Consider the following 22,643-nt stretch of genomic DNA (forward strand, 5'->3'; position numbering starts at 1 on the left):
GGAGTGCGGGCACGCGTCCGTGGCGTGGGCTGTCGCAGTGGGGACTGGTGACGATCGTGAGTGACGCTTCTCGGATCGACGACGCTGTACGCGTCATGGTCGAGACGCTCGACGCGGTTTCGGTCCACACCGTGGTGCTTGGCGGCGATGGCCGCTGCATCAGCATCTCGCCCTGCGCCGAGACGCTGTTGTCGAACGGCTCGCCGCTCACCGTGCAGATGGAGCGGCTGCGCCGCAGCAAGACCTCGAGCGCGGTTGCCGAATGCCCGCGGCTCGGAAGTGCGGTCGACATCGACCTTGATCTGCAGCCGTGCATCGACTGCGTCACGCGCCGCAACGCCAGTGCGCCGTGCCTCGGCAGTTGCGCGATCTCGATCTCCGGCCCAAACGATGCTGCCATCCATCTGCGGCTGACGTCGATCCCTCCCGCGGACCAGCAGGCGTTGACCGGTGCAGCCGCGATGGCGGTGATCCGGCCGCTGACGGTGCAGCATTCGGCAGAGTTGCTCCCCGACATCGCCGTGCTGCTGACTGCGGCCGAGCGCGAGGTCGCGACCGAACTCCTCAGCGGCCGGCGGCCTGCCGAGATCGCACAGCTTCGCGGCGTCTCGATCGGCACGATCCGGTCGCAGATCAAGCGCATCTACGCCAAGCTCGGCGTTTCGGGCCTGGTCGAGTTCATCGCCCGCGCACGGCGGTGACGCGCACACCAGACTGAATTGGACGATCTCTCAGCCGGCGCGGGTTTCGCGGCGGAACGCGCCGGGGCTGCGCGCCATCCATTTGCGGAATGCGCGGTGGAACGCGCTGGGTTCGGCGAAGCCGAGATCGGCCGCGATGTCGCCGACCGGCTTTTCGTTCTCGGCGAGCCAGCGGATCGCAAGCGCACGGCGGATCTCGTCCTTGATGGTCTGGTAGGTTTGCCCTTCGGCGCGCAGCCGGCGGCGCAGTGTCGAGGCCGGGATCTTCATCTGCTTCGCCAGCGTCTCGAAGTTCGGCCACGCGGTCGGCGGCTTGGCGCGCAGCGTGGTGCGGATCGCTGCGGTGAGGGTGGCGTCGTGGCGATAGCGCACCAGGATGTTGGCCGGCGCCAGCCGCAGAAACTCCTTCAGCGCCCGCTCGGTGCGCGTGGTGCGCAGATCGAGATAGCTGGCGTCGAACGCCAGTGCGCTTTGCGGCTGACCGAACCGCACCGGCGCGCCGAAGAACGAGCGATAGTCGGCGGCCACGGCCGGCGGGCCGCAGGCGAAATCGACCCGGCGCAGCGGCAGCCGACGGCCGACCAGCCAGCAGGCGATGCCGTGCACCACGATCCAGAAGGTGCGATAGGCGAAGGCCGAGCGCGGCGCAGTTTTGTCGTGGAGCACGATGCGGGCGAGGCCGCCCTCGACCCGCAGCTCGCCGTAAGGATCGTCCAGCGCCACCTTCAGGAACCGCAGCGCGCGGTTCAGGGCCTGCCGCAGCGTACTGGCGTTCAGCACCGCGTGGCACAGCAGCGTGAACGAGCCGGGCCGCATCGGCCGCCCGCCGAGGCCGAAGAACTCGTCGTCCATCGCCGCAGCCACCGCCAGCCACAGCGCGCCGAACTGCGCTGCCGACACGCGCTCGCGGACCACCTCGGGCAGGCCGGCGGCCGCGAACACCGGGCCGGGCGCAACGCCGGCCCGGTGCAGGCAGTCGGCGACCTCTTCCACGAACAGGGGCGCGATCGTCCGCCGCTCCATTCGTCCGCTCCTTCCTCAAAAGTGGCAAAACCGATCACAAATCTAGGTCAGTTTGGTCCTAGAAAGCCACAGGGCTCCGCCGCTTAATCCGCGGCCGTGAATCCATTCGCGTCAGCCCCTCGTGCCAACAACGAGGGCAGGGGAAGAAACACCATGAGCAACACCCATCCTGCGGTCGCAGCCATTGAAGATTATGCCGACGTCCTGGCGCGGTTCCGCCGCGAGGACCTCGAAGCCCTGTTCGACGGCAACTTCGCGACCGGCATCAACGTCTGCATCGAATGCTGCGACCGTCACGTCGCCGGCGGCGGCACGGCACTGGATTGGGAGAGCCAGGACGGCCGCACCGCGTCCTTCAGCTTTGCCGAGATGAAGGACTATGCGGCCCGCGTCGCCAATCTGCTGGTCGCGCAGGGCGTGAAGCCCGGCGACGTCGTCGCCGGCATGCTGCCGCGGACGCCCGAACTGCTGGCGCTGATCCTCGGCACCTGGCGCGCCGGCGCGGTGTATCAGCCGCTGTTCACCGCTTTCGGTCCGAAGGCGATCGAACACCGCGTCAAGATGAGCGCCGCCAAGCTGGTGGTCACCGATCTGGCCAACCGCGCCAAGCTCGCCGACGTCGCCGATTGCCCGACCGTGGCGATCGTGCTCCGGCCCGGCGAGACCGCGCCGCTCGGCGATCTCGATTTCCATGCCGAGATAGCGGCGCAATCGACCGAATTCGCGCCGGTGCTGCGCAAGGGCACCGACCTGTTCCTGATGATGTCGACCTCCGGCACCACCGGTCTGCCGAAGGGCGTGCCGGTGCCGATCAACGCGCTGCCGGCGTTCTATTCGTACATCCGTGATGCGGTCGATCTGCGCGCGGGCGACATCTTCTGGAACATCGCCGATCCGGGCTGGGCCTATGGCTTGTACTACGCGGTCACTGGCCCGCTGCTGCACGGCCACGCCACCACCTTCTACGACGGTCCGTTCACCGCCGAGAGCACCTATAGCCTGATCAAGCGCCGCGGCATTACCAACCTCGCCGGTGCGCCGACCGCGTATCGGCTGCTGATCGCAGCGGGTCCGGAAGCGGCGGCGCCGGTGAAGGGCCAGCTCCGCGTCGTCTCTAGCGCCGGCGAGCCGCTCAATCCCGAAGTGATCCGCTGGTTTGCCGAGCATCTCGCCGCGCCGATCCACGATCATTACGGCCAGACCGAACTCGGCATGGTGGTCAACAATCATCACCGCCTGCGCCACACCGTGCATCCGGGTTCCGCCGGGCTCGCGATGCCGGGCTTCCGCGTCGCGGTGCTCGACGAGCACAGCAACGAACTGCCGCCGAACGTCCCGGGCGTGCTCAGCGTCGATTTGAAGCGTTCGCCGCTGATGTGGTTCTCCGGCTACTGGCAGCAGGAGACGCCGGCGATCGAAGGCGGTTACTACCGCACCGGCGACACCGTCGAACTGGAGCCGGATGGGTCGATCAGCTTCGTCGGCCGGGCCGACGACGTCATCACCTCGTCGGGCTATCGCATCGGTCCGTTCGACGTCGAGAGCGCGCTGATCGAGCACGCCGCGGTGATCGAGGCGGCGGTGATCGGCAAGCCCGATCCCGAGCGCACCGAGATCGTCAAAGCCTATGTGGTGCTCGCCAAGGACGTGACGCCGAGCGAGGCGCTGGCCGAGGAGCTGCGGCAATACGTCAAGAAGCGGCTCTCCGCGCACGCCTATCCGCGCGAGATCGAATTCCTGGAGCAGCTCCCGAAGACGCCGAGCGGCAAGCTGCAGCGCTTCATTCTGCGCAAGCGCGACACTGAACCCGCGAGCACGACCCAGGGCTCTTCTTCTGCAGCTTGAGAGACGGATTGTATCATCATGAACATTACTGATCGCGTTTTCCTGGTCACTGGCGCTGCCTCCGGTCTCGGCGCTGCCACCGCCCGTACGCTGGTCGCCGGCGGTGCCAAGGTGGTCGGCCTCGATCTCAACGCCGAAGCCGGCGCCAAGCTCGAACAGGAGCTCGGTGCGAGCTTCCGCTTTCTCGCCACCGACGTCACCAAAGCCGAGGATGCCGAGGCGGCGGTGAAGCTCGCCCAAGATGTGTTCGGTCACGTCAACGGGCTGGTGAACTGCGCCGGCGTGGCGCCGGGCGAGAAGGTGCTCGGCCGCAACGGTCCGCACAAGCTCGACAGCTTCGCCCGGGCGATTACCATCAACCTGATCGGCAGCTTCAACATGATCCGGCTCGCCGCCGAGGCGATGAGCAAGGAACAGCCGGACGCCGAAGGCGAGCGCGGCGTCATCATCAACACCGCGTCGGTCGCAGCGTTCGACGGCCAGATCGGGCAGGCGGCCTACTCGGCGTCCAAGGGCGGCGTCGCCGCGATGACGCTGCCGATCGCGCGCGAATTGGCACAGCACGGCATTCGCGTCGTGACGATCGCACCCGGCATCTTCGAAACGCCGATGATGGCCGGGATGCCGCAGCCGGTGCAGGATGCGCTCGGCAAGAGCGTGCCGTTCCCGCCGCGGCTCGGCCGGCCGGCCGAATATGCCGCGCTGGTGAAGGCGATCTGCGAGAATACGATGCTGAACGGCGAGGTGATCCGCCTCGACGGTGCACTGCGGATGGCGCCGCGCTAAGGCGCGGCGGTTTCTCTATCGTCTCGATCAAACAAACCAAGATGCAGGGAGAACTCCCATGACCCACGATCCTATCGTTATCGTCGGCTCCGCGCGCACCCCGATGGGCGGCTTTCAGGGCGAGCTGAAGGACGCCACCGCATCCCAGCTCGGCGCGGCTGCGATTTCGGCCGCGGTCGAGCGCGCCGGCCTGAAGCCGGATGCGATCGACGAAGTCGTGTTCGGCTGCGTGCTGCCGGCCGGCCAGGGCCAAGCCCCGGCGCGCCAGGCGTCGCTTGGCGCCGGCCTGCCGCTCTCGGCCGGCTGCACCACGGTCAACAAGATGTGCGGCTCCGGCATGAAGGCCGCGATGTTCGCGCATGATCTGTTGATCGCCGGCAGCGCCACCGTCGCAGTCGCCGGCGGCATGGAGAGCATGACCAACGCGCCGTATCTGCTCGACCGCGCGCGCGGCGGCTATCGCATGGGCCACGGCCGGGTGATCGACCACATGTTCCTCGACGGCCTGGAAGACGCCTACGACAAGGGGCGGCTGATGGGGACCTTCGCCGAGGACTGTGCGCAAAGCTATCAGTTCACCCGCGAGACTCAGGACAATTTCGCCATCACTTCGCTGACCCGTGCCCAGGCGGCGATCAAGGACGGTTCGTTCGCGCGCGAGATCACGCCGGTGACGATCAAGGCCGGCAAGTCGGAAGTCACCGTGACCACCGACGAGCAGCCGCTGAAGGCCAAGCTCGACAAGATCCCGACGCTGAAGCCGGCATTTCGCGAAGGCGGCACCGTGACGGCGGCGAACTCGTCGTCGATCTCAGACGGCGCTGCGGCGCTGGTGCTGATGCGCCGCTCCGAAGCCGACAAGCGCGGCCTGAAGCCGCTCGCGGCGATCGTCGGCCATTCCACTCACGCGCATGAGCCGGCGCTGTTCGCCACTGCGCCGATCGGCGCGATCCGCAAGCTCAGCGAACGCACCGGCTGGAATCTCGCCGACGTCGATCTGTTCGAAGTCAACGAGGCGTTCGCGGTGGTGGCGCTGGCGGCGATGCACGATCTCGGCCTGCCGCACGACAAGGTCAACGTCCATGGCGGCGCCTGCGCGCTCGGCCATCCGATCGGCGCCTCCGGTGCACGCGTGCTGGTGACGCTGCTGGCGGCGCTGGAGAAGCACGACCTCAAGCGCGGTATCGCCTCGCTGTGCATCGGCGGCGGCGAGGCCACCGCTGTCGCGGTCGAGCGGCTGTCGTGAGCGCATCATGATCTTGAACGAACTGCAGACCCAGATCCGCGACACCGCCCGCGACTTCGCGCGTGAGCGGCTCGCCCCGACCGCGGCGGCGCGCGACGCCGCGCATGCGTTTCCGCGCGCCGAACTGACCGAAATGGGCCAGCTCGGCTTTCTCGGCATGCTGGTGCCGGAAGCCTATGGCGGCTCTGAGACCGGCATGGTGGCCTATACGCTGGCGCTGGAGGAGATCGCCGCGGGCGATGGCGCGTGCTCGACCATCGTCAGCGTGCATTCCTCCGTCGGCTGCATGCCGATCCTGAAATTCGGCACCGACGAGCAGAAGCAGCGCTTCCTGCCCAAGCTCGCCAGCGGCGAGTGGATCGGCGGCTTCGCGCTGACCGAGCCGCAGGCGGGCTCGGACGCCTCGAACCTGCGCACCACCGCGCGCCGCGACGGCGATGCCTACGTCATTAACGGCGCCAAGCAGTTCATCACCTCGGGGCAGAACGGCCAGCTGATCATCCTGTTCGCCGTCACCGATCCGTCGGCCGGCAAGAAGGGCATCACCGCCTTCATCGTGCCGACCGATACGCCCGGCTACGAAGTGGTGCGGGTCGAGGACAAGCTCGGCCAGCATTCGTCCGACACCTGCCAGCTCGCCTTCAACGACATGCGGATTCCCGCCGACCTGCGGCTCGGCGCCGAAGGCGAGGGGCTGAAGATCGCGCTGTCGAATCTCGAAGGCGGCCGGATCGGTATCGCGTCGCAGGCGGTCGGCATGGCGCGCGCCGCGTTCGAGGCGGCTCGCGACTACGCGCGCGACCGCGTCACCTTCGGCAAGCCGATCATCGAGCATCAGGCGGTGGCGTTCCGGCTTGCCGACATGGCGACCCGCATCGCGGCCGCGCGGCAGATGGTGCTGCATGCCGCGAGCCTGCGCGAAGCCGGGCTGCCGTGCCTGACCGAAGCCTCGATGGCCAAGCTGTTCGCCTCCGAGACCGCCGAGGCGGTGTGCTCGTCGGCGATCCAGACGCTCGGCGGCTACGGTTACTTGAAGGACTTCCCGGTCGAGCGGATCTATCGCGACGTCCGCGTCTGCCAGATCTACGAAGGCACCAGCGACGTCCAGCGCATCGTGATCGCGCGCAATCTGTAAAGTAGTTCTGTTTCTGCCAACTACGATACGAGCGGCGTTCGGGAGACCCGCAAAGGGGGCAACATCAGGGGGAGGAGGCGCAAAGCGCTTTCTCGCACCATGCGCCGCGAGCGATCGTCTTCTCATTTCGGCAGGCTGACGGCGGCCGGGAGGACGACGGTCAGGATGCGCCGCGACGTTCATTTGGGATGAAGTGCAGTCTTCTGGGGCGGGCAACCATCGCATCTTGGTGTCGGCGATTCACGGACGCGGCCTGAATACTGAACCCGTCGTACAGCATGAATTGACACTCCCGCAGGCCCGCGTTAAACACAGTATAGATACCGTACGTACGGTATTGATATTGTGTTTAGATGGGGGCCGCGATGCAGACGACAGCAGCCGCGCAGGAGCGCTACACGCGTACGGCGATCTTTTTGCACTGGTGCATGACAGCAGTGATCGTCGGGCTGATCGGTCTTGGCTTCTACATGGGACAGCTGCCGCCTTCGCCCGAGAAGTATGCGCTCTACGAGCTGCACAAGTCGCTCGGTGTCGTGACGGTGCTGCTGCTGTTCGCACGCTTCATCTGGCGCGCCGCCAATACGCCGCCGGAGCTGCCGACAGCCTATTCGCAGCTACTCCGCACCGCCAGCCATCTCGGGCACTTTGCACTTTACGTGCTGATGTTCGCCGTGCCGGTCAGCGGCTGGGCGATGAGCGCTGCCTATGGTCGACCGGCGTCGCTGTTCGGCGTGCCGATTCCGCCGCCGGTCGCCAAGAGCGAGGATCTCGCCGAACTCTGGGGCACGATCCACTTCGCTCTCGGATCGGCGCTGGCGCTGGTGATCGCGGGGCACACGCTGTTCGCGCTCAAGCATCACTTCATCGACAAGGATGGGCTGCTGTGGCGAATGTGGGGCCGATGCCCCTGAGGACCCGCAGCGGAGGCGGACCGTCCAACGCCGCCGGACGGTCCGTCTCCCATCAGACGCGCCTTGTCGTCAGAAGGTGTGCGTGAGCCGGGCGGTGAAGTTGCGGCCGGGCTCCAGCAGCGGGTTGTACATCGACAGGCTGTAGGACCGGTTCACATAAGTCGACGCACTCGCATAGGAGGTGTCGAAGATGTTCTGCAGGCTGAGGTGCAGCTTGGTGTCGCCGAGTCGGCGCGAGACCAATACGCCGAGATCGAACGAGGCGTAGATGCTCGGCACCGCATAGGCACCAGTCGGGTATTCCTGCGTGGTGTTGATGCGGGTCTTGGCCGATGCCCAATCCACCGCGGCACCGACCGCGTAGCCGGAGCCGATCGGCGCGTATTGCACGCCGACACGTCCCTTCCACGGCGCAATGAACGGCAGCGGCGCATCGGTGTCGGTGTTGGTCGCCTGCAGCCACGCGGCATTGCCGTGCAGGTTGAAGGACGAAGTCGCTTGCCAGCGCCATTCGGCTTCGACGCCGTTCACGGTGGCATGGCCGACGTTCTGGCTCTGCGTCACCGATGCCCCGTTATAGTTGACGAACACCGACTGCAGGAAATTCGCGTAGTGGCTGTCGAACGCCGTCACCTTGAAGGTGGCGGTCGGGAAGTTGAGCTGGAAGCCGCCCTCGTAGGTGAGACCGGTCTCCGGCTTCAGCTCCGGATTCGGGATCGATGTGCCTGAGAACGCGAACAGCTCGGAATTGGTCGGATAGCGATACGAGGTGCCGACCGAGGCAAGCAAATCGAGGATCGGCGTCACGTGAACCGTGGCACCAATGCTGCCGGTCGGGGCGGTGGCGGTGACGTCGCTGTTCTGCCGAAGCACCGCGAGGGCTCTGGCCGAACTCACCGGAGACAGCTCCGAGGTGGTGTTGAACCAGTCGAAGCGCCCGCCCGCCGACAGCGTCAGCAGATCGATCGGCTTCCACTCGTGCAGCATGAACGCGCCGGCATTGGCCTGGGTGTTGTCTGGGCCGGTCTTGAACTCAGGCGTGATCGTCGAACTCGTCGCGGTCTGCCGCACCGACCACGACGTGCTGCCGGGACGCCATTCCTGGAAACCGTCGAAGCCGAACGTGGTCTTGAGTAAGCCCCAAGGCGCAGGATCCCACGGAATCACGCCCTGCACCCGGCCGCCGATCACCAGCGGGCCGCCGACATGGCTGACCGAGGAGGTGACGACGCCCGGCGTCGCGGTGTTCACCGTGGAGAGCTTGGTGTCGAAGTAATTGGCGTAGAACGAGCCTTCGACATGCTGGACCAGCTGATCGGTGAAGTCGCCGGCATAGGACAGCTTCGCCATGTGCACCTGGTTCGGCTGCTGCCGCACCTGCATATAGGGCCAGCCCGGCGCGCCGCCGACGCCACCGGCGCGGCCGTCTTCTTCCCAATAGTCGCGCAGCGTCAATTCGAAGCGCTGGTTGCTGGTCGGCGACCAGCCCAGTCGTAGATTGCCGCCGATGCTCTCGTAGTCGCTGTTCAGCGCCGGTCCGCTGGGCGTCTGATAATTGCCGCCCTTGCGGTAGCTGACGCCGCCGAGCACATCGAAGCCCATGCCGGCCGCCTGCGCCCATTCATAAGTGCTGAAGCCGTTGTCGACCGAGCTGTAGCCGGCCGAGAACCCGCCATGGGTGACGCGCCACGGGCCGAACGGATCGACCTGGGGACGGCGGGTGACGACGTTGACGAGCCCGGTCATCGCCTCGGAGCCGTACACCACCGAGGCGGGGCCGCGCACCACCTCGACCCGCTCGATCTCTTCGGGTGCGAAGTAGTTGAGCTGCAGCGTGTTGCGGCCGCGGAAGCGGTCGCCGTCGATATACATCGGCGAGCGCCAGTTGTTCGACGAGAAGCCGCGCAGATAGATCTGGCCGCCGATGCCGCCGGCGCGTGCGATCGACACGCCGGGCACGTTCTGCAAAATATCGAGCAGGCTGGTCGGACTGGTCTGTTCGATCTGCGCACGATCGACCACGGTGATGCTCTGCTGCGCGGTGTGCGGAATTCCGGGCTGCGGAAGCTTGCCCCCCATCGGCTTGAGCGAATTATCCGACGTCGCCGCTGCGGCCTGCTGAGCGGGCGCGGGCTTTGGCGCTTGCGCCGCGGCGCGGCGTGCACCGCGGCCGTCGTTCGACCGTGCCGCGCGTTGCGGCTTCGGTGGATTCGCCGATTCCACGCGCACTTCCGGCAACACATGGCGCGCGCGCGGCGTCGAGGTGTCGGCAGTCTGAGCCCGCGTCGCGGTGCTCGATCCTGCCGTCATCACGCAGGCCAGCGCGACGCTCAGTCCGCAGGTGGAAGCAAGAAGTCGGCTCCGTGCGGATTCGCGCGTGAATGCCCGTTGAATCATTTGGTGGCGTCCCCCAGTTCACGATTAGTGAACGGGTCCTTATCGAGTCGTCATCTCGACCACCACCATCCCCACGTTAGCGTTGCGCGCGATTACCACCATGCGCAGGCAAACTTCGACACATTACAAAATGCGATGTCCATTTATTCACGCGCGCGATTAGTAGCGCGCGCAACCGTACCAACTCAGTCTTGAGAGATTCTAGTCTCGAAGAGGAGGTTGCGTCCTTCGTGGATGTGTTTTGGTTTTGCGTTCTGTGTTTGGCCGCCTATGAACGGCGATGTCGTACGGGGCAAATCAGGAGAAACGCTGTGAGGTCGTCAACGTGATGCGGTCATCATTGCGATGGATGACACCCGCGGTCGCCGTGGTGATCTGTGTCTCGGCAATGGCAGGTTCGTCTCGGGCCGCTGAACTGACCGACCAGCGCGGACGGACTGTCGCCGTCACCACTCCGGCCCAGCGCGTCGTGTTTCTGCCGATGCCGGCGCCGTCCACCTATATGGCGATTGACCGCTCGGCTGCGCATGTCGCCGGGATGAATCCGGCATCGGCAACTGCCATGCGCGCCGGCATCCTCAGCCGCATCTTTCCGTCGTTCGATCAGATCCCGACTGGTATCACCCGCGGCGCCGGCGTAGTGCCGAATGTCGAGGCGATCATGGCGCTGCATCCGGACGCGGTGCTGCAATGGGCGACGTCGGGCGATGAGCCGATTGCGATGCTCGATCGCGCGGGGCTCACGGTGCTGGGCTTGCGCTATGGCGGCCAGGACGAGGTCGAGGGCGCGATCCTGATGATGGGGCGCCTTGCAGGGCAGGAGGCGCGTGCGGGCAGAATCGTCGAGCGATTGCGGCAGCGCCAGGACGTGCTCGCGACAACGTTCAGAGCAACGCCGGATGCTGAGCGGCCGCGGGTGCTGCACCTGTCACGCGCCTCGGATTCGTTCGCCGTCGCCGGTCGCGACACCTACACGGATTTCGTGATCCGTACTGCAGGCGGTCGCAACGCGGCCGGGGAGGTCGGCGGCAGTCGCACCGTGACGCTGGAGCAGCTGCTGGTGTGGAATCCGGATGTCATCCTGCTCGGCAATTTCGACACGGCGATGCCGGACGACCTGTATGGCGATCCGCGTCTGCAGGGCATCGCCGCGATCAAGCAGCGCCGGGTGTATCGTGTGCCGCTCGGCGGCTATCGCTGGGATCCGCCGAGCCACGAGTCGGCGCTGGCGTGGACATGGCTCGCGAAACTGCTGCATCCGGATCGGCTGACGACCGATCTGCGCACCGAGATGCGTGACTGGTACAGCTTCCTCTACAATCATGCGTTGGCCGATGCCGAGATCGACGCCATTCTGCAGACACCGCAGAACGGCGGTTCGGCCGGCTACGCGCGGTTTGCGGCGGTGCGATGAGTACGCTCGACACTGCCATGGTTCGATCCGGGCGCCCCGCCACATCCACTGTCGTTGTCGCTGCGCTTGTTTTCCTGCCGATCGCCACGGCGCTGCTCTGTCTGTCCGCCGGCCGCTATCAGGTGCCGACCACTCATGTGTTCGGCATTCTGCTGGACGAGCTGGTCGCTCGGTTCGGCCTCAATGCAGCGGACTGGTTGCCGGCGGGGTGGGGCACCGCGAGTTGGACGCCGACGGAGCGGATCGTCGTCACCACGGTGCGGCTACCACGGGTCTTGATGGCCGGCATCGCCGGAGCTGGCCTCGCGTTGTCGGGAGCGGTGCTGCAGGGCATGTTCCGCAATCCGCTGGTCGGTCCGCAGACCATCGGCGCCGCGTCCGGCGCGTCGCTCGGCGGCGTGGTTGCGATTCTGTTGTTCGGCTTCGGCTTGCCGGTGCATCTCGGCGCGTTTGCCGGTGCCGCAATCGCGCTCGCCGCGGTGCTGATCGTTCATCGCGGCGATGGTGTCTCACCGGTGCTGACACTGGTGCTCGCCGGCGTGGTGATCGGCGCATTCTGCAGCGCTTTGGTCGGGTTCGTCACCTTCATCGCCGATCCCGAGGTGAAGCTGCCCGGCATCGTATTCTGGCTGCTCGGCAGCTTTGCAGCGTCGAGCTGGCCGAACCTGATGCTGCTGGCGACGTGTACCATCCTGGGCGGCGGCGTGATGCTGGCGATGCGCTGGCGTGTCAACGTGCTGTCGCTCGGCGACGAGGAGGCGCGCACGCTGGGCGTCGAGCCCGGCCGCGACCGCGTGATCCTGCTGACCGCGACCTGTCTGGCGATCTCGGCGCAGGTCGCGGTCTCCGGCACGATCGGATGGGTCGGCCTGGTGATCCCTAATTTGGTGCGGATGGTGGTCGGCGCCGATCATCGCCGGCTGCTGCCGGTGTCGGCGGTGGCGGGCGCGGCGTTCCTGATGGCGGCCGATACGCTGGCGCGCGACCTGTCGGCGGCCGAAATTCCGGTCGGCATCGTTACCGCGATCGTCGGCACGCCGGTGTTCGCGTGGCTGCTGCGCCGACATGCGAGAGGACAGACGGCATGATCAGAGTGGAGCAGGCGGGGCATTGGTTTCGCCCGGAGCAATGGCTGTTTCGTGATCTGTCGTTCGCGGTCACCGAAGGTGAAGCCGCCGCGATCCTCGGGCCGAACGGCTGCGGCAAGACCACGTTGCTGCGCGCGCTCGCGAATACGCTGGCGTTGAAGCAGGGACGTATCAACGTCGACGGCATCGTGGGCGTGGTGCCGCAGGCGCTGCGTGGTGACGTCGGCTACCGGGTGATCGACATGGTGCTGCTCGGGCGCAGCCGCTATCTCGGCCGCTTCGGCGCGCCCGGCCGGCGCGATCTGTCCCGCGCCGAAGCCTGTCTCGATGCCGTGGGCATCGGCGATCTCGCCGAACGCCGCTACGACCGCCTCAGCGGCGGCCAGCGCCAGCTCGTTCTGTTCGCCCGCGCGCTCGCCGGCGATTGCCGGGTGCTGCTGCTCGACGAGCCGGCCTCGGCGCTCGATCTTGCCAATCAGGGCGTGGTGCTGCGGCTGATCCGCCGCCTCGTGCGCGACGACGGCATGACCGTGGTGTTCACCACGCATCATCCGGATCATGCGCTGGCTGTTGCTGACAAGGTGTTGATGATGGCGGGCGAACCGGTGTTCGGCCCCGCCGACCGTGTGCTCGACGAGGCCAATCTGGCGCGGCTCTATGGCGTGCCGGTGCGGCGTGTCACCATCGAGGCAGATGGCGAGCGCATCGAAGCGACCGTGCCGGTGCACCGGCTGACGGGCTTCGATGCGCCGCCACCCCGCTTATGATCGCGCGGTGGCTTGCGCCCAACGCAGGAAGCCGTCGAGGAACCGCGTCGTCGCCGGCATGAACCGGCTGCCGTGGTGATAGAACGGGTCGAGCGTCGAGACGATCAGTCGGCCCGGCGTGGTCACCCGGTCATCGTAAAGCAGCGCGCCGCCGGGATCACGGCCGTCGCGATCGTCCGGCACGGTGACGAGAGGCTGCGCACCATCCGGCGGAAACAGCACGCCGTGGATATGCCAGATCGTCGAGTCCGCAGGCACGTAATCGAATAGCTCGTGCTCCGGCGCAACGAACTGGTGCGGCGGCTTCTGCGCGGGATCGAGCCACCACCAGAAGTTTGTGGGACGCCCAGCGCTTCGCACGCCCGGCGCCCAGGTTTCCGCTTCGCTCTCGCCGAGCACCACCAGCGTGTTGCCGCGGGCGAGAAAGTCGGCCAGCAGCGGCCGGTGGCGGCGCATCACATCAGGATTGGTGCGATCGGGGATGATCAGCAGCGTCGGCTCGGCGAGATCGGCCGCCGTCAGCGCCGGCGCGTAGATCACGCGATCGAAACGGTCGCGGAAGCGGTCGCCGAAAATCGTCTCGTGATGATAGTACGTGCCGCTATCGAGCACTGCGACGGTCATGAGCGCGCCTCCACCAGCCAGGACATCAGCTGCGGCAGCAGGCGACGGGTCGAGTCGTCGCCGCCGAAGCTCCACAGATCATTGCCGCCGTGCATCAGCACCTCGCCGCGGCCGTGGCGATAGATGAAGTCGAGCGGTCGTGCCTCCGGCCCCATCGTGTGGATCACGGTCGCGCCTTCCGGTGGCATGTGCCAGGCATGGCCGTAGAAACCGGCGACGCCGCGCCGGAAGATGAGGTCGTCGAGCGCAACCCCGTCCCAGATCGGATGAGACTGGGTGCGGGCGATGGTGAGATCGGCGAGGCCGCCGCCGCCGAGCGGCTGCACCGGGGAGAGACCGGGCAGGAACGGGTGGGCGATGTGACCGCTGACGACCGCAATGCCGCCGGCGGCGACGTAATCGCCGAGCAGCGCCGTGTTGGCCTGCAGGAAGCGCTGATCCATGTGCATGCCGATCAGCAGCGCGTCTGCACCGTTCAGCAGTTCGGCGTCGAGCGCGTAGAGGTCGACGTCGCGGATGGTGCAGGGCAGGCCGCCGAGCCGTTCGGCCCAGCTTGCCGACGAGGTCTTGTGGCCGCAGGAGAACCGGATGATAGTTTTCATCACGTGCTCCAGGTCACAGCCGGTCGAACAGCGCGTCGGGCGACGCGGCCAGCACATCATCGGCGACGCTGCGCTTCAGCGCGGAGAGTTCGACATTCTCGACATCGCTGCGCGCGGCACCGCGGCCGATCAGCTCGAAGAACCGTTCCGGCACCACCCCCGGACGCAGCGCGACGCCGACGGTCTGCTCGCCCGTTGAAACCCGCCAGCTGTAGGACATGTCGGCGCCCGGACACAGCCGCGCGTGTGGCAGCGAGCGGTCGACGGTGTAGACGCCGCGCGTCACCGCGCGTGTGACGAACTCGAAAGCGTCACGCACACCCGGGCCGGGGTGACCGCTGATCACGGTGAGCTCCGAGCGTCGCAGGGGACGCTGCGGCGACAGCGCCGGCAGCATCAGGCGCAGCGCCTGAAACGTCACTGCGAGCATCGCAAGCGCGCTCTGGCCGTGATACGCGGCGACCATATCGAAATGAATGTCGATGAGATCTTCCTCGCCCTCGATGGTCAGCATCGGGCGGATCTCGGGAGGTGTCGTCATGATGAGTCTGTCTTCTCCGGCGTAAGTCACGCGAGATATCGCTTCGCGTATCAACAACGCTGGAGGGGCGGCAATCGGAGGTGCTCGCGTGGTGCGTGCAGCGGCTCCTGCAAATGCGCCTAACTACTTCGCCGGACACATCTCTTCGGCGCATTTAGAATAGCCGGAAAGTCGCAACATCAGGCGACGCAGCCGCATGCCTCGGTGCGGCGCGTACCAATCTCGCTGGTGATCTCATCCGGGCAGCTCGCGCCTGCGACAATGGCGCACAGGTGATCTGCGACGATCAAAAGATCGATCCGGGGTATGCGCCCGCTCGCGCGCGCTCCTGTCCCAATCTTCAGCCATTGCGTCCAACTCGGGTCAGGTGTTCGCAGTTGGTTCTTCCCCGGCGTTTGCGGCGGCGATGTCGCATCGGCTATGAGATCGGGTGGGGGCAGGAGAATCGCGGTCGCTGCACTCCCAGCTCTGTGACGTTGTCACCGCAACGTCAGGTTGATTGTGGGAGAACAGCCGCGATGGAAGCGACTCACCAGGATGGGTGATGCTGCCGGTCGGCGCCTGCGGCGACCGGAACGATCGAAAGGACCTGCAAAGATGAAATTGAGAATTGCTACTATCGCCGGGTTGGTTGTGCTGGGCAGCGGCTTCGCGGTCGCGCAGACCGACGTGATCGCGCAACGCAAGGCGATCCTGAAGCAGATGGGCGAGGCCACCAAGCCGATCGCCGCGATGCTGAAGGGCGAGGCGAAGTTCGACCAGGCGGTGGTGCAGAAGTCGCTGGCCGCGATCGCCGACGACTCCAAGAAGCTGCCGGCGCTGTTCCCGGCCGACTCCAAGACCGGTGGCGACACCGCGGCGCTGCCGAAGATCTGGGAAGACAAGGCGAAGTTCGACGACCTGTTCGCCAAGCTGGCCGCTGCGGCCACCGCGGCGCAGGGTACGATCAAGGATGAAGCCTCGCTCAAGGCGAACATCGGCGGCGTGCTCGGCAACTGCAAGTCGTGCCACGACGACTTCCGCGCCAAGAAGAGCTAAGACATGAACGAAGCGAGCGTCGTCGCCTGGGACGGGCCTACGCGCGTCTTCAAGTGGGCGCTCGTCTTCGTCGTCCTCGATGGCTGGATCAGCAACACCTATGGCGGGGCCTATCCCGCCTGGCACAAGCTCAATGGCTATACGGCGCTGGTGCTGATCGTCTTCCGCATCCTGTGGGGCTTCGTCGGCGGTTCGACCGCCCGGTTCGGCAGCTTTGTCGCGATGCCGGGCAAGGTGCTGGCCTACATCGCCGACAAGAAGAAGTTTCTCGGCCACAATCCGCTCGGCGGGTGGATGGTGGTGGCGTTGCTGGCGCTGGTGCTGGCCATGGCGATCAGCGGGCTGTTCTCGGCGGATGAAGACCGCCTGATCATCGAAGGACCGCTCGCCAAGACCGTGGCCGATGCCACCGTCGACACCGCCGCGCTGTGGCACCGGCGGATCTTCACCGCGATCGAGGTGTTCGTCGCGCTCCACGTCGCGGCCAACGTGATCTACGCGCTCACCAGCCGTGAGCCGCTGATCCAGGCGATGATCACCGGCCGCAAGCCCGCCGACACTTATGCGGATATGCCGGACGCCGAACCCGGCCCATGGGGCAGGGCGTTCGCTTGCCTTCTCGTGGCGGCGTTCGTGGTGCTGGCGCCGATCTATGTGATCGGGGGACGGCTGCTTTAATGCGCGCGCGGAGCCTCCGCTCCGCGACGTCTCACCGCCCGCACCACACCGGCTGGCGCTTCCCAAGGAAGGCATCGATCCCTTCCTTGGCATCTTCGGCCTGAAGGTTCTTCGCCATCACCTGGCTGGTGTAAGCGTAGGCATCCGCCAGCGACAGCTCGGCCTGGCGGTAGAACGCCTCTTTGCCGATCGCCAGCGTCAGCGGGGATTTGCCGGCGATTTGCCGCGCGAAGGCGAGGGTGCGCTGTTCGAGCTCGGCAGCGGGAACGACTTCGTTGATCAGGCCGAAGCGGAATGCGGTGTCCGCGTCGATCAGATCGCCCGACAGCAGCATCTGCATGGCGTGCTTGCGCGTCAGATTCCGCGACAGCGCCACCATCGGGGTCGAGCAGAACAGGCCGATGTTGACGCCCGGGGTTGCGAACCGCGCATCGTCCGCGGCGAAGGCGAGGTCGGCGCTGGCGACCAGCTGGGCGCCGGCGGCGGTGGCGACGCCGTGGACGCGCGCGATCACCGGCTTCGGCAGATGAACGATCGCCTGCATCACCTCCGCACAGGCCGCGAACAGGGCGTCGACATAGTCCGGGGCGTAATTGCCGGCGCGCAGTTCCTTCAGGTCATGACCGGCGCAGAAGGCCGGGCCCGAGCCGGCGATGATCAGCACCTGCACGCTGGCGTCGGCGGCGATCTCCGCCAGCGCCGCGCGCAGCGCCTCCAGCATGCCCTGCGACAGCGCGTTGCGCGCCTGCGGCCGGTTCAGCGTCAGCGTCGTGACGCCGTCATCATCGGCGCGCAGCACGTACGGAGTGTCGGTCATCGGAAGTCCTCGTTGTCGGGCGCGCTAGTGCTTGCGTAGCGCGCCGGTCTCATCGACCTTGCGCAGGTTCGCCAGCTCGGTGGCGGTCGGCTCGGCGATCATGTGGGCGGTGGGCGACACCTTCAGGTCCCAGCCGGTGTGGGCCTTGATCTCGTCGACGCTGGAAAACGCGAACCAGCCGTCGAGCTGGAATTCTTTGGTGTCCGGATCGGGGCGCAGGATGCCCAGCGTGGTGATGATGGCCGACGGTCCGCCACCGACGAAGCCGAAGCGCTCGCGCGCATTGCCGCCCTCAAGATAGCCGGGCGAACTCAGATAGGTGACCTTCTCGGCAAAGCGCTTGGGTTCGTGCGTCACCATGATGATGAAGCGTTTGGCGCCGCAGGCGATGTCATTGGCGCCGCCGGCGCCGGGCAGGCGGATCTTGGGCGGCCGATAGTGATGGCCGATCTCGTCGTCCCAGATGCCGGTGGTGTTGACGTTGCCGAACTTGTCGACCTGCGCGGCGCCGATCACGCCGACGTCGCATCGCCCCGAGGCGACCAGGAAACCCAGCGCGTCGATCGCCGAGGTGAAGCTGGTCGCGTTGGTGGAGATGCGGTTGCACTCGATGCCCCAGGGCAGGCCGCCGACCGGCGTCGCGCCATAGACGCCGCCTTCGGTCATGGTCCGCAGATGCGGTGCATGATTGGCCTGAGCGAAATATCCGGCCAGCATCGACAGGCCGACGCCGAAGATCGCCAGCTCGCCGTCCTTCACTTCGCGACCGGTGGCGATCGCCATCATCTCCTGGCGGGAATAGTCCAGTGTCTCGCTCATGCTGCGACCTCTTGGGCGGACAACGCGGCCACCTCGTCGGGCGGCAAGATCCAGCGGCGGTAGGGATCGAGCAGGAAGCTGGTGTTGCTGTTGCCGAGTTCAGCGATCTTGTCGCGGCCGATCATGTCGAGATAGCTGTCGATATCGCGGTAGCTGGTGACGAAGTCACGGATGTAGGCGGCCGTGCCGTCTTCGCTGCCGAGCGCCTTGTTCATGAACTTCATATGCGCTTCGTCGACGTCGTACATGCCGGGCGAGCTTTGCGGCCAGGCCGCGAACGGCCAGTGCACCACGGCCTCGACGACGAGATCCGGAATCCGCACCAGGTTCGGATATTGGCGGATGCAATCGGTGTCGACGATTGCGTCCGCAATGATGATCACCTTCTTGGCCGCGCGGGACAGCTCGACCCGGCTCCATTCGGTGCCGAGCATGATCGAGTTGCCGTACGGATCGGCGAGGGTGACGTGGATCGCCGCCAGATCCGGCTTCAGCGGGCTGAAGGCGCCGATCTCGCGGCCGGTGAACGGATCGACCACCGTCGGGATCTTGTGCGTGCTGGGATAATCGTCGGGCGCGAACGCGCTGCGATATTGCAGGTCGGAGCCAATGTTCACGGTGGCGGGCACGAATGGCCAGTTCAGAGCGCCGCCGAGCAGTCGCAGCGGCAATCCGAGGTTGGAGTAGTCCTCCAGCGCCATGTGGCCGCTCTCGACCGCACGGCGCAGGCCGTTGGCGAAACCGAACACTTCCAGAGCCGAGAAGCCGCATTCCGCCTTGATGACCACACCGGCGGCGGCCAGCAGATTCAATTGCTGGCTGTTGCAGTGGAAGATGGCGTGCAGGTCGCGCCGGCCCTGGCGCAGCAACTCGCGTCCAAAGATGATGGCGTCGGATCCGATCGGCAACGCAGCGCCGCTCGCATACTGCATCCCGTCCCAACTATAGCGTCGCACTGCCTCTTGCAGCGAGATCAGCCTTGTCTGCGCCATCTGCTCCCCGATGTCCTCTCGTGTCGTTGCCGGTGTTATAGTCGCAGTTCGATCGTCGGTGGAAGCCGTCGCCGAAGCATGCGGCTGCAGCGGATTTGACGTCCGCCGCAGCCGGCTCAGAGACATCTCAATCGAGCTTGGCGCCGGACGCTTCGACGACCTTGCCCCAGCGCGCGTAGTCTTCGTGGATGACCTTGGTGAAGGTCTCCGGCGTCGACGGGATGGCATCGAGGCCTTGCGCGGCGAGACGGTCGCGGACATCCGGCAGTTTCGCCAGCGCGTTGATCTCGGTGGTCAGCCGCGTCACGATTTCCTTCGGCGTGCCGGCCGGAACGACGATGCCGAACCAGGACGACACCACGAACTCAGGCAGCCCGGCTTCCGCGGCCGTCGGCACGTCAGGCAGCAGCGGCGAGCGGGTGCGGCTGGTGATCACCAATCCCTTGACTTTGCCGGACTTCACCTGCGGCGCGAGGATGGTCAGCGTATCGAACGAGAGATTGACCTGGCCGCCGAGCAGCGCCTGGATCGCGGGCGCGCTGCCCTTGAACGGCACGTGCAGCAGGTCGGTGCCGGTGAGGTTCTTAAACAGCTCGCCGCTGAGATGGCACAGCGTGCCGTTGCCGCACGACGAGTAGCTGAGTTTGCCCGGCTCCTTCTTCGCCGCCGCGATCAGGTCTTTGAGCGAAGTGGCGGGCGTCTCGGCGCTGGCGCCGATCACGTAAGGCACTTCCGCCACCAGCGACACCGGCGCGAAGCTCTTGAACGGATCGTAAGAGAGCGACTTGTTCAGATGCGGCAGAATGGTGAGCTGGCCGGCGGGGGCCAGCGACAGCGTGTACCCGTCGGGCGCCGCCTTGGCGGCCGCGTCGGCCGCGATCGCGGTGCCGGCGCCGGCCTTGTTCTCGACCACCACCGGCTGCTTCAACACGTCGCTGAGCTTCTCCGCCACGACGCGGCCGACTGCATCGGCGGCGCCGCCCGGCGGGAACGGCACGATCAGCTTCAGTGGTTTGTTCGGCCAGTCAGCCGGCTGCGCCGCGGCGGGCAGGGCAGCGACGAGAGAAGCGGCAAGCGTTGCGCACAGCAGGATGCGGCGGGAAACCGTGGTGGCTGTCATGGGTGTCCTTCATTTCGTGATGGGGAAATCGAACGTTCGGAGAGCGTCGTCTGATCATCGCGCGGGCGGGGCGTCGGTCAGTCCTCGTGGAAGGCGACTTCGCGCGTCTGTCGGACGCTTGGCAGCACCAGGATGACGATCAGCGCCAGCGCGATCAGCAGCAGCGCAAGGCTCAGTCCGCGGGTGACGAAGACGGTCGGATCACCGTGCGCCAGCAGCAGCGCGCGCCGCAGGTTTTCTTCCATCAGCGGGCCGAGCACGAAGCCGAGCAGCAGCGGCGCCGGCTCGCAGCGCAGCTTGATGAACATCCAGCCGAGCAGGCCGAAGCCGACCGCGAACGCGACCTCGATGGTGCTTTGATTGACGCTGTAGATTCCGATGCAGCAGAACACCAGGATCGCCGGATACAGCACGTGATAGGGCACGCGCAGCAGCCGGATCCAGATTCCGATCAGCGGCATGTTGAGCAGCACCAGCAGCAGATTGCCGATCCACATCGAGGCGATCAGGCCCCAGAACAGTTCGGGCTTCTCGGTCATCACCTGCGGCCCCGGCACGATGCCGTGGATCATCATCGCGCCGACCATCAGCGCCATCACCGCGTTCGGCGGAATGCCGAGCGTCAGCAGCGGGATGAACGAGGTCTGCGCGCCGGCATTGTTGGCGGATTCGGGCGCCGCCACGCCTTCGATCGCGCCCTGGCCGAACCGGCTCGGATCCTTCGCCAGCTTCTTCTCGATGGTGTAGGCCGCGAATGAACTCAGGATCGCGCCGCCGCCCGGCAGCACGCCGAGCAGCGAGCCGAGAAACGTGCCGCGCAGCACCGGCTTCCAGGCCGCCTTGAAGTCCTCGCGGGTCGGCCAGATGCCTCCGACCGAGGTCGCGAAAACGTTGCGCTCGATACCTTTCTCGAGGTTGTGGATGATCTCGGCGATGCCGAACAATCCCATCGACACCACGACGAAGCCGAAGCCATCGGACAATTCCGGGATGCCGAAGCTGTAGCGCTCGGTCCCTGAATTGACGTCGGTGCCGATCAGGCCGAGCAGCAGCCCGAGCACGGTCATCGCCACGGCTTTCGTGAGCGAGCCATTGGCCAGCACGACGGCGGCCACGAGGCCGAGCACCATCAGCGAGAAGTACTCGGCGGGGCCGAACTTCAACGCCAGGTTCGACAGCGGTTCGGCGAGTGCTGCGATCAGCAGCGTTGCCACGGTGCCGGCGAAGAACGAGCCGAGCGCCGCGATGCCGAGAGCCGCGCCGGCGCGGCCTTTGCGCGCCATCGCGTGGCCATCGAGGCAGGTGACGACGGACGAGGACTCGCCGGGCAGGTTGACCAGGATCGCCGAGGTCGAGCCGCCATACTGCGCGCCGTAATAAATGCCGGCGAGCATGATCAGGGCCGACAGCGGTGGCTGGCCGTAGGTGGCAGGCAGCAGCATCGCAATAGTAGCGACGGGGCCGAGCCCTGGCAGCACGCCGACCAGCGTGCCCAGTGTCACGCCGAGCAGGCAATAGCCGAGATTGCTGAGCGTCAGTGCTGCTTCGAAGCCGTGGCCGAGTTGACTGAACAGCTCCATCAGAACGGCGTGACCCTGAACGGCAGCCGCAGCCCATAGGCGAAGATCGCGACCGAAGCCGACGCCAGGACGAGGCCGGATGCCGCGACCGAACGCCAGCGTACATTCGAGTTGGCGAGGCTGCTGACAGCGACCACGCCGAACGTCGCGAGAGCGAGGCCGACCGATTCAATCGCGGCGGCGAACACCAGAACGCTGGCCGAGATCAGCAGTGCCGGCCGCAATTTCGGGATCGCGAGGGAGGCGTTGCCTGCACCTTGGTCCGCCACGGATTGGCTGCGGAATGCGCCGAGGCCGACCACGAGGCCGAGGCCCGCAAGGATCAGGCCGAGCACAACCGGAAAATACCCCGGTCCCATCCGCATCGTCGTGCCGAGCGGGTAGTTGAGGGCGAGGACTGCGAACGCAATCCCGAACACGAAGAAGGCCAAGCCAGCGGCACCATCGCGATGATCAAGCCTGCGCCGAACTGACATGGGTGCTCCTGCGGTTCGCGGTGAAGTAATTACCAGACGT

The 22,643-nt window shown here is 66.4% G+C and carries 22 protein-coding genes; 11 read left to right on the forward strand and 11 right to left on the reverse strand.

All coding sequences use genetic code 11. The features are described 5' to 3' along the window. Window positions 1-56: 56 nt before the first annotated feature. Window positions 57-701: a helix-turn-helix transcriptional regulator gene (locus HZF03_RS11230; RefSeq protein ID WP_234803404.1), complete on the forward strand. Its 645-nt coding sequence runs from the start codon at window positions 57-59 to the stop codon at window positions 699-701. 30 nt (window positions 702-731) lie between these two features. Here HZF03_RS11230 and HZF03_RS11235 read toward each other — a convergent pair whose 3' ends face one another. Further along, entirely contained in the window at window positions 732-1,724 is a 993-nt protein-coding gene (locus HZF03_RS11235; RefSeq protein WP_119017347.1) for an AraC family transcriptional regulator, read from the reverse strand. A 153-nt stretch (window positions 1,725-1,877) separates the two neighbouring features. Here HZF03_RS11235 and HZF03_RS11240 point away from each other — a divergent pair, with 153 nt between their 5' ends. The 5 genes from HZF03_RS11240 to HZF03_RS11260 all read left to right on the forward strand — a co-directional run bounded on the left by HZF03_RS11240 (window position 1,878) and on the right by HZF03_RS11260 (window position 7,650). Further along, window positions 1,878-3,569: an AMP-binding protein gene (locus HZF03_RS11240; protein WP_119017346.1), complete on the forward strand. Its 1,692-nt coding sequence runs from the start codon at window positions 1,878-1,880 to the stop codon at window positions 3,567-3,569. Between the two features lie 18 nt (window positions 3,570-3,587). Next, entirely contained in the window at window positions 3,588-4,355 is a 768-nt protein-coding gene (locus HZF03_RS11245) for a 3-hydroxyacyl-CoA dehydrogenase (RefSeq protein ID WP_011157856.1), read from the forward strand. Window positions 4,356-4,413: 58 nt separating this feature from the next. Further along, window positions 4,414-5,601 carry an acetyl-CoA C-acetyltransferase gene (locus tag HZF03_RS11250; protein ID WP_119017345.1) on the forward strand — a complete coding sequence of 396 codons (1,188 nt, stop codon included), beginning with the start codon at window positions 4,414-4,416 and terminating at the stop codon, window positions 5,599-5,601. A 7-nt stretch (window positions 5,602-5,608) separates the two neighbouring features. Next, window positions 5,609-6,736 carry an acyl-CoA dehydrogenase family protein gene (locus HZF03_RS11255; protein ID WP_119017344.1) on the forward strand — a complete coding sequence of 376 codons (1,128 nt, stop codon included), beginning with the start codon at window positions 5,609-5,611 and terminating at the stop codon, window positions 6,734-6,736. 365 nt (window positions 6,737-7,101) lie between these two features. Then, window positions 7,102-7,650, forward strand: a complete 549-nt coding sequence (locus HZF03_RS11260) for a cytochrome b (protein ID WP_119017354.1) — start codon at window positions 7,102-7,104, stop codon at window positions 7,648-7,650. A 69-nt stretch (window positions 7,651-7,719) separates the two neighbouring features. Here the strand turns inward: HZF03_RS11260 and HZF03_RS11265 are convergent, their stop codons facing one another. Beyond that, window positions 7,720-9,960 carry a TonB-dependent receptor gene (locus HZF03_RS11265; protein ID WP_234832168.1) on the reverse strand — a complete coding sequence of 747 codons (2,241 nt, stop codon included), beginning with the start codon at window positions 9,958-9,960 and terminating at the stop codon, window positions 7,720-7,722. Window positions 9,961-10,396: 436 nt separating this feature from the next. Here HZF03_RS11265 and HZF03_RS11270 point away from each other — a divergent pair, with 436 nt between their 5' ends. From HZF03_RS11270 to HZF03_RS11280, 3 genes are read left to right on the forward strand one after another with little or no spacing between them, the layout of a single operon-like run. Then, on the forward strand, window positions 10,397-11,461 hold the full coding sequence (locus HZF03_RS11270; protein WP_234832167.1) for an ABC transporter substrate-binding protein: 1,065 nt from the start codon (window positions 10,397-10,399) through the stop codon (window positions 11,459-11,461). Then, window positions 11,458-12,549: a FecCD family ABC transporter permease gene (locus tag HZF03_RS11275; RefSeq protein ID WP_119017341.1), complete on the forward strand. Its 1,092-nt coding sequence runs from the start codon at window positions 11,458-11,460 to the stop codon at window positions 12,547-12,549. Before HZF03_RS11270 ends, HZF03_RS11275 begins: the two co-directional genes overlap by 4 nt. Next, a complete protein-coding gene (locus HZF03_RS11280; protein WP_119017340.1) occupies window positions 12,546-13,316 on the forward strand; it encodes an ABC transporter ATP-binding protein in 771 nt (256 codons plus the stop codon). The genes HZF03_RS11275 and HZF03_RS11280 overlap by 4 nt, the downstream gene beginning before the upstream one ends. Here HZF03_RS11280 and HZF03_RS11285 read toward each other — a convergent pair. Genes HZF03_RS11285 through HZF03_RS11295 form a run of 3 tightly spaced genes read right to left on the reverse strand, consistent with a single transcriptional unit; the run spans window position 13,311 to window position 15,083 of the window. Further along, window positions 13,311-13,940 (reverse strand): hypothetical protein, encoded by a 630-nt coding sequence (locus HZF03_RS11285; protein WP_119017339.1) that lies wholly within the window; start codon window positions 13,938-13,940, stop codon window positions 13,311-13,313. The genes HZF03_RS11280 and HZF03_RS11285 overlap by 6 nt on opposite strands. Beyond that, window positions 13,937-14,542: a hypothetical protein gene (locus HZF03_RS11290; protein WP_119017338.1), complete on the reverse strand. Its 606-nt coding sequence runs from the start codon at window positions 14,540-14,542 to the stop codon at window positions 13,937-13,939. The genes HZF03_RS11285 and HZF03_RS11290 overlap by 4 nt, the downstream gene beginning before the upstream one ends. A gap of 13 nt (window positions 14,543-14,555) precedes the next feature. Beyond that, complete coding sequence (locus HZF03_RS11295) at window positions 14,556-15,083, reverse strand: hypothetical protein (RefSeq protein ID WP_119017337.1); 528 nt, start codon at window positions 15,081-15,083, stop codon at window positions 14,556-14,558. A 597-nt stretch (window positions 15,084-15,680) separates the two neighbouring features. Between HZF03_RS11295 and HZF03_RS11300 the strand changes: the two genes are divergently transcribed. Next, window positions 15,681-16,121: a c-type cytochrome gene (locus HZF03_RS11300; RefSeq protein WP_011157867.1), complete on the forward strand. Its 441-nt coding sequence runs from the start codon at window positions 15,681-15,683 to the stop codon at window positions 16,119-16,121. A 3-nt stretch (window positions 16,122-16,124) separates the two neighbouring features. Then, the gene (locus tag HZF03_RS11305) at window positions 16,125-16,799 is read left to right on the forward strand and encodes a cytochrome b/b6 domain-containing protein (RefSeq protein WP_119017336.1); all 675 of its coding nucleotides are present in this window, start codon (window positions 16,125-16,127) and stop codon (window positions 16,797-16,799) included. Window positions 16,800-16,830: 31 nt separating this feature from the next. Here HZF03_RS11305 and HZF03_RS11310 read toward each other — a convergent pair whose 3' ends face one another. The 6 genes from HZF03_RS11310 to HZF03_RS11335 form a co-directional block, all read right to left on the reverse strand. Further along, window positions 16,831-17,616, reverse strand: coding sequence for an enoyl-CoA hydratase (locus HZF03_RS11310; RefSeq protein WP_119017335.1), 786 nt, complete (start codon window positions 17,614-17,616; stop codon window positions 16,831-16,833). A gap of 24 nt (window positions 17,617-17,640) precedes the next feature. Then, the gene (locus HZF03_RS11315) at window positions 17,641-18,435 is read right to left on the reverse strand and encodes a CoA-transferase subunit beta (RefSeq protein ID WP_011157870.1); all 795 of its coding nucleotides are present in this window, start codon (window positions 18,433-18,435) and stop codon (window positions 17,641-17,643) included. After that, window positions 18,432-19,553 carry a CoA transferase subunit A gene (locus tag HZF03_RS11320; protein WP_234906874.1) on the reverse strand — a complete coding sequence of 374 codons (1,122 nt, stop codon included), beginning with the start codon at window positions 19,551-19,553 and terminating at the stop codon, window positions 18,432-18,434. The genes HZF03_RS11315 and HZF03_RS11320 overlap by 4 nt, the downstream gene beginning before the upstream one ends. Before the next feature lies 1 nt (window position 19,554). Then, window positions 19,555-20,547, reverse strand: coding sequence for a tripartite tricarboxylate transporter substrate binding protein (locus HZF03_RS11325; RefSeq protein ID WP_119017333.1), 993 nt, complete (start codon window positions 20,545-20,547; stop codon window positions 19,555-19,557). Window positions 20,548-20,624: 77 nt separating this feature from the next. Continuing rightward, complete coding sequence (locus HZF03_RS11330; RefSeq protein WP_011157873.1) at window positions 20,625-22,127, reverse strand: tripartite tricarboxylate transporter permease; 1,503 nt, start codon at window positions 22,125-22,127, stop codon at window positions 20,625-20,627. Further along, window positions 22,127-22,603, reverse strand: coding sequence for a tripartite tricarboxylate transporter TctB family protein (locus HZF03_RS11335; RefSeq protein ID WP_104512988.1), 477 nt, complete (start codon window positions 22,601-22,603; stop codon window positions 22,127-22,129). Before HZF03_RS11335 ends, HZF03_RS11330 begins: the two co-directional genes overlap by 1 nt. Between the last annotated feature and the right edge of the window lie 40 nt (window positions 22,604-22,643).

The organism is Rhodopseudomonas palustris, assembly GCF_013415845.1.
GTDB classification, from domain to species: Bacteria; Pseudomonadota; Alphaproteobacteria; order Rhizobiales; family Xanthobacteraceae; genus Rhodopseudomonas; species Rhodopseudomonas palustris_F.

Excerpts from the sequence above, each read along its gene's own strand:
- HZF03_RS11235 (WP_119017347.1), bottom strand. The coding sequence starts at position 1,724 with ATGGAGCGGCGGACGATCGCGCCCCTGTTCGTGGAAGAGGTCGCCGAC.
- HZF03_RS11240 (WP_119017346.1), top strand. The coding sequence starts at position 1,878 with ATGAGCAACACCCATCCTGCGGTCGCAGCCATTGAAGATTATGCCGAC.
- HZF03_RS11245 (WP_011157856.1), top strand. The coding sequence starts at position 3,588 with ATGAACATTACTGATCGCGTTTTCCTGGTCACTGGCGCTGCCTCCGGT.
- HZF03_RS11250 (WP_119017345.1), top strand. The coding sequence starts at position 4,414 with ATGACCCACGATCCTATCGTTATCGTCGGCTCCGCGCGCACCCCGATG.
- HZF03_RS11255 (WP_119017344.1), top strand. The coding sequence starts at position 5,609 with ATGATCTTGAACGAACTGCAGACCCAGATCCGCGACACCGCCCGCGAC.
- HZF03_RS11260 (WP_119017354.1), top strand. The coding sequence starts at position 7,102 with ATGCAGACGACAGCAGCCGCGCAGGAGCGCTACACGCGTACGGCGATC.
- HZF03_RS11265 (WP_234832168.1), bottom strand. The coding sequence starts at position 9,960 with ATGACGGCAGGATCGAGCACCGCGACGCGGGCTCAGACTGCCGACACC.
- HZF03_RS11270 (WP_234832167.1), top strand. The coding sequence starts at position 10,397 with ATGACACCCGCGGTCGCCGTGGTGATCTGTGTCTCGGCAATGGCAGGT.
- HZF03_RS11275 (WP_119017341.1), top strand. The coding sequence starts at position 11,458 with ATGAGTACGCTCGACACTGCCATGGTTCGATCCGGGCGCCCCGCCACA.
- HZF03_RS11280 (WP_119017340.1), top strand. The coding sequence starts at position 12,546 with ATGATCAGAGTGGAGCAGGCGGGGCATTGGTTTCGCCCGGAGCAATGG.
- HZF03_RS11285 (WP_119017339.1), bottom strand. The coding sequence starts at position 13,940 with ATGACCGTCGCAGTGCTCGATAGCGGCACGTACTATCATCACGAGACG.
- HZF03_RS11290 (WP_119017338.1), bottom strand. The coding sequence starts at position 14,542 with ATGAAAACTATCATCCGGTTCTCCTGCGGCCACAAGACCTCGTCGGCA.
- HZF03_RS11295 (WP_119017337.1), bottom strand. The coding sequence starts at position 15,083 with ATGACGACACCTCCCGAGATCCGCCCGATGCTGACCATCGAGGGCGAG.
- HZF03_RS11300 (WP_011157867.1), top strand. The coding sequence starts at position 15,681 with ATGAAATTGAGAATTGCTACTATCGCCGGGTTGGTTGTGCTGGGCAGC.
- HZF03_RS11305 (WP_119017336.1), top strand. The coding sequence starts at position 16,125 with ATGAACGAAGCGAGCGTCGTCGCCTGGGACGGGCCTACGCGCGTCTTC.
- HZF03_RS11310 (WP_119017335.1), bottom strand. The coding sequence starts at position 17,616 with ATGACCGACACTCCGTACGTGCTGCGCGCCGATGATGACGGCGTCACG.
- HZF03_RS11315 (WP_011157870.1), bottom strand. The coding sequence starts at position 18,435 with ATGAGCGAGACACTGGACTATTCCCGCCAGGAGATGATGGCGATCGCC.
- HZF03_RS11320 (WP_234906874.1), bottom strand. The coding sequence starts at position 19,553 with ATGTCTCTGAGCCGGCTGCGGCGGACGTCAAATCCGCTGCAGCCGCAT.
- HZF03_RS11325 (WP_119017333.1), bottom strand. The coding sequence starts at position 20,547 with ATGACAGCCACCACGGTTTCCCGCCGCATCCTGCTGTGCGCAACGCTT.
- HZF03_RS11330 (WP_011157873.1), bottom strand. The coding sequence starts at position 22,127 with ATGGAGCTGTTCAGTCAACTCGGCCACGGCTTCGAAGCAGCACTGACG.
- HZF03_RS11335 (WP_104512988.1), bottom strand. The coding sequence starts at position 22,603 with ATGTCAGTTCGGCGCAGGCTTGATCATCGCGATGGTGCCGCTGGCTTG.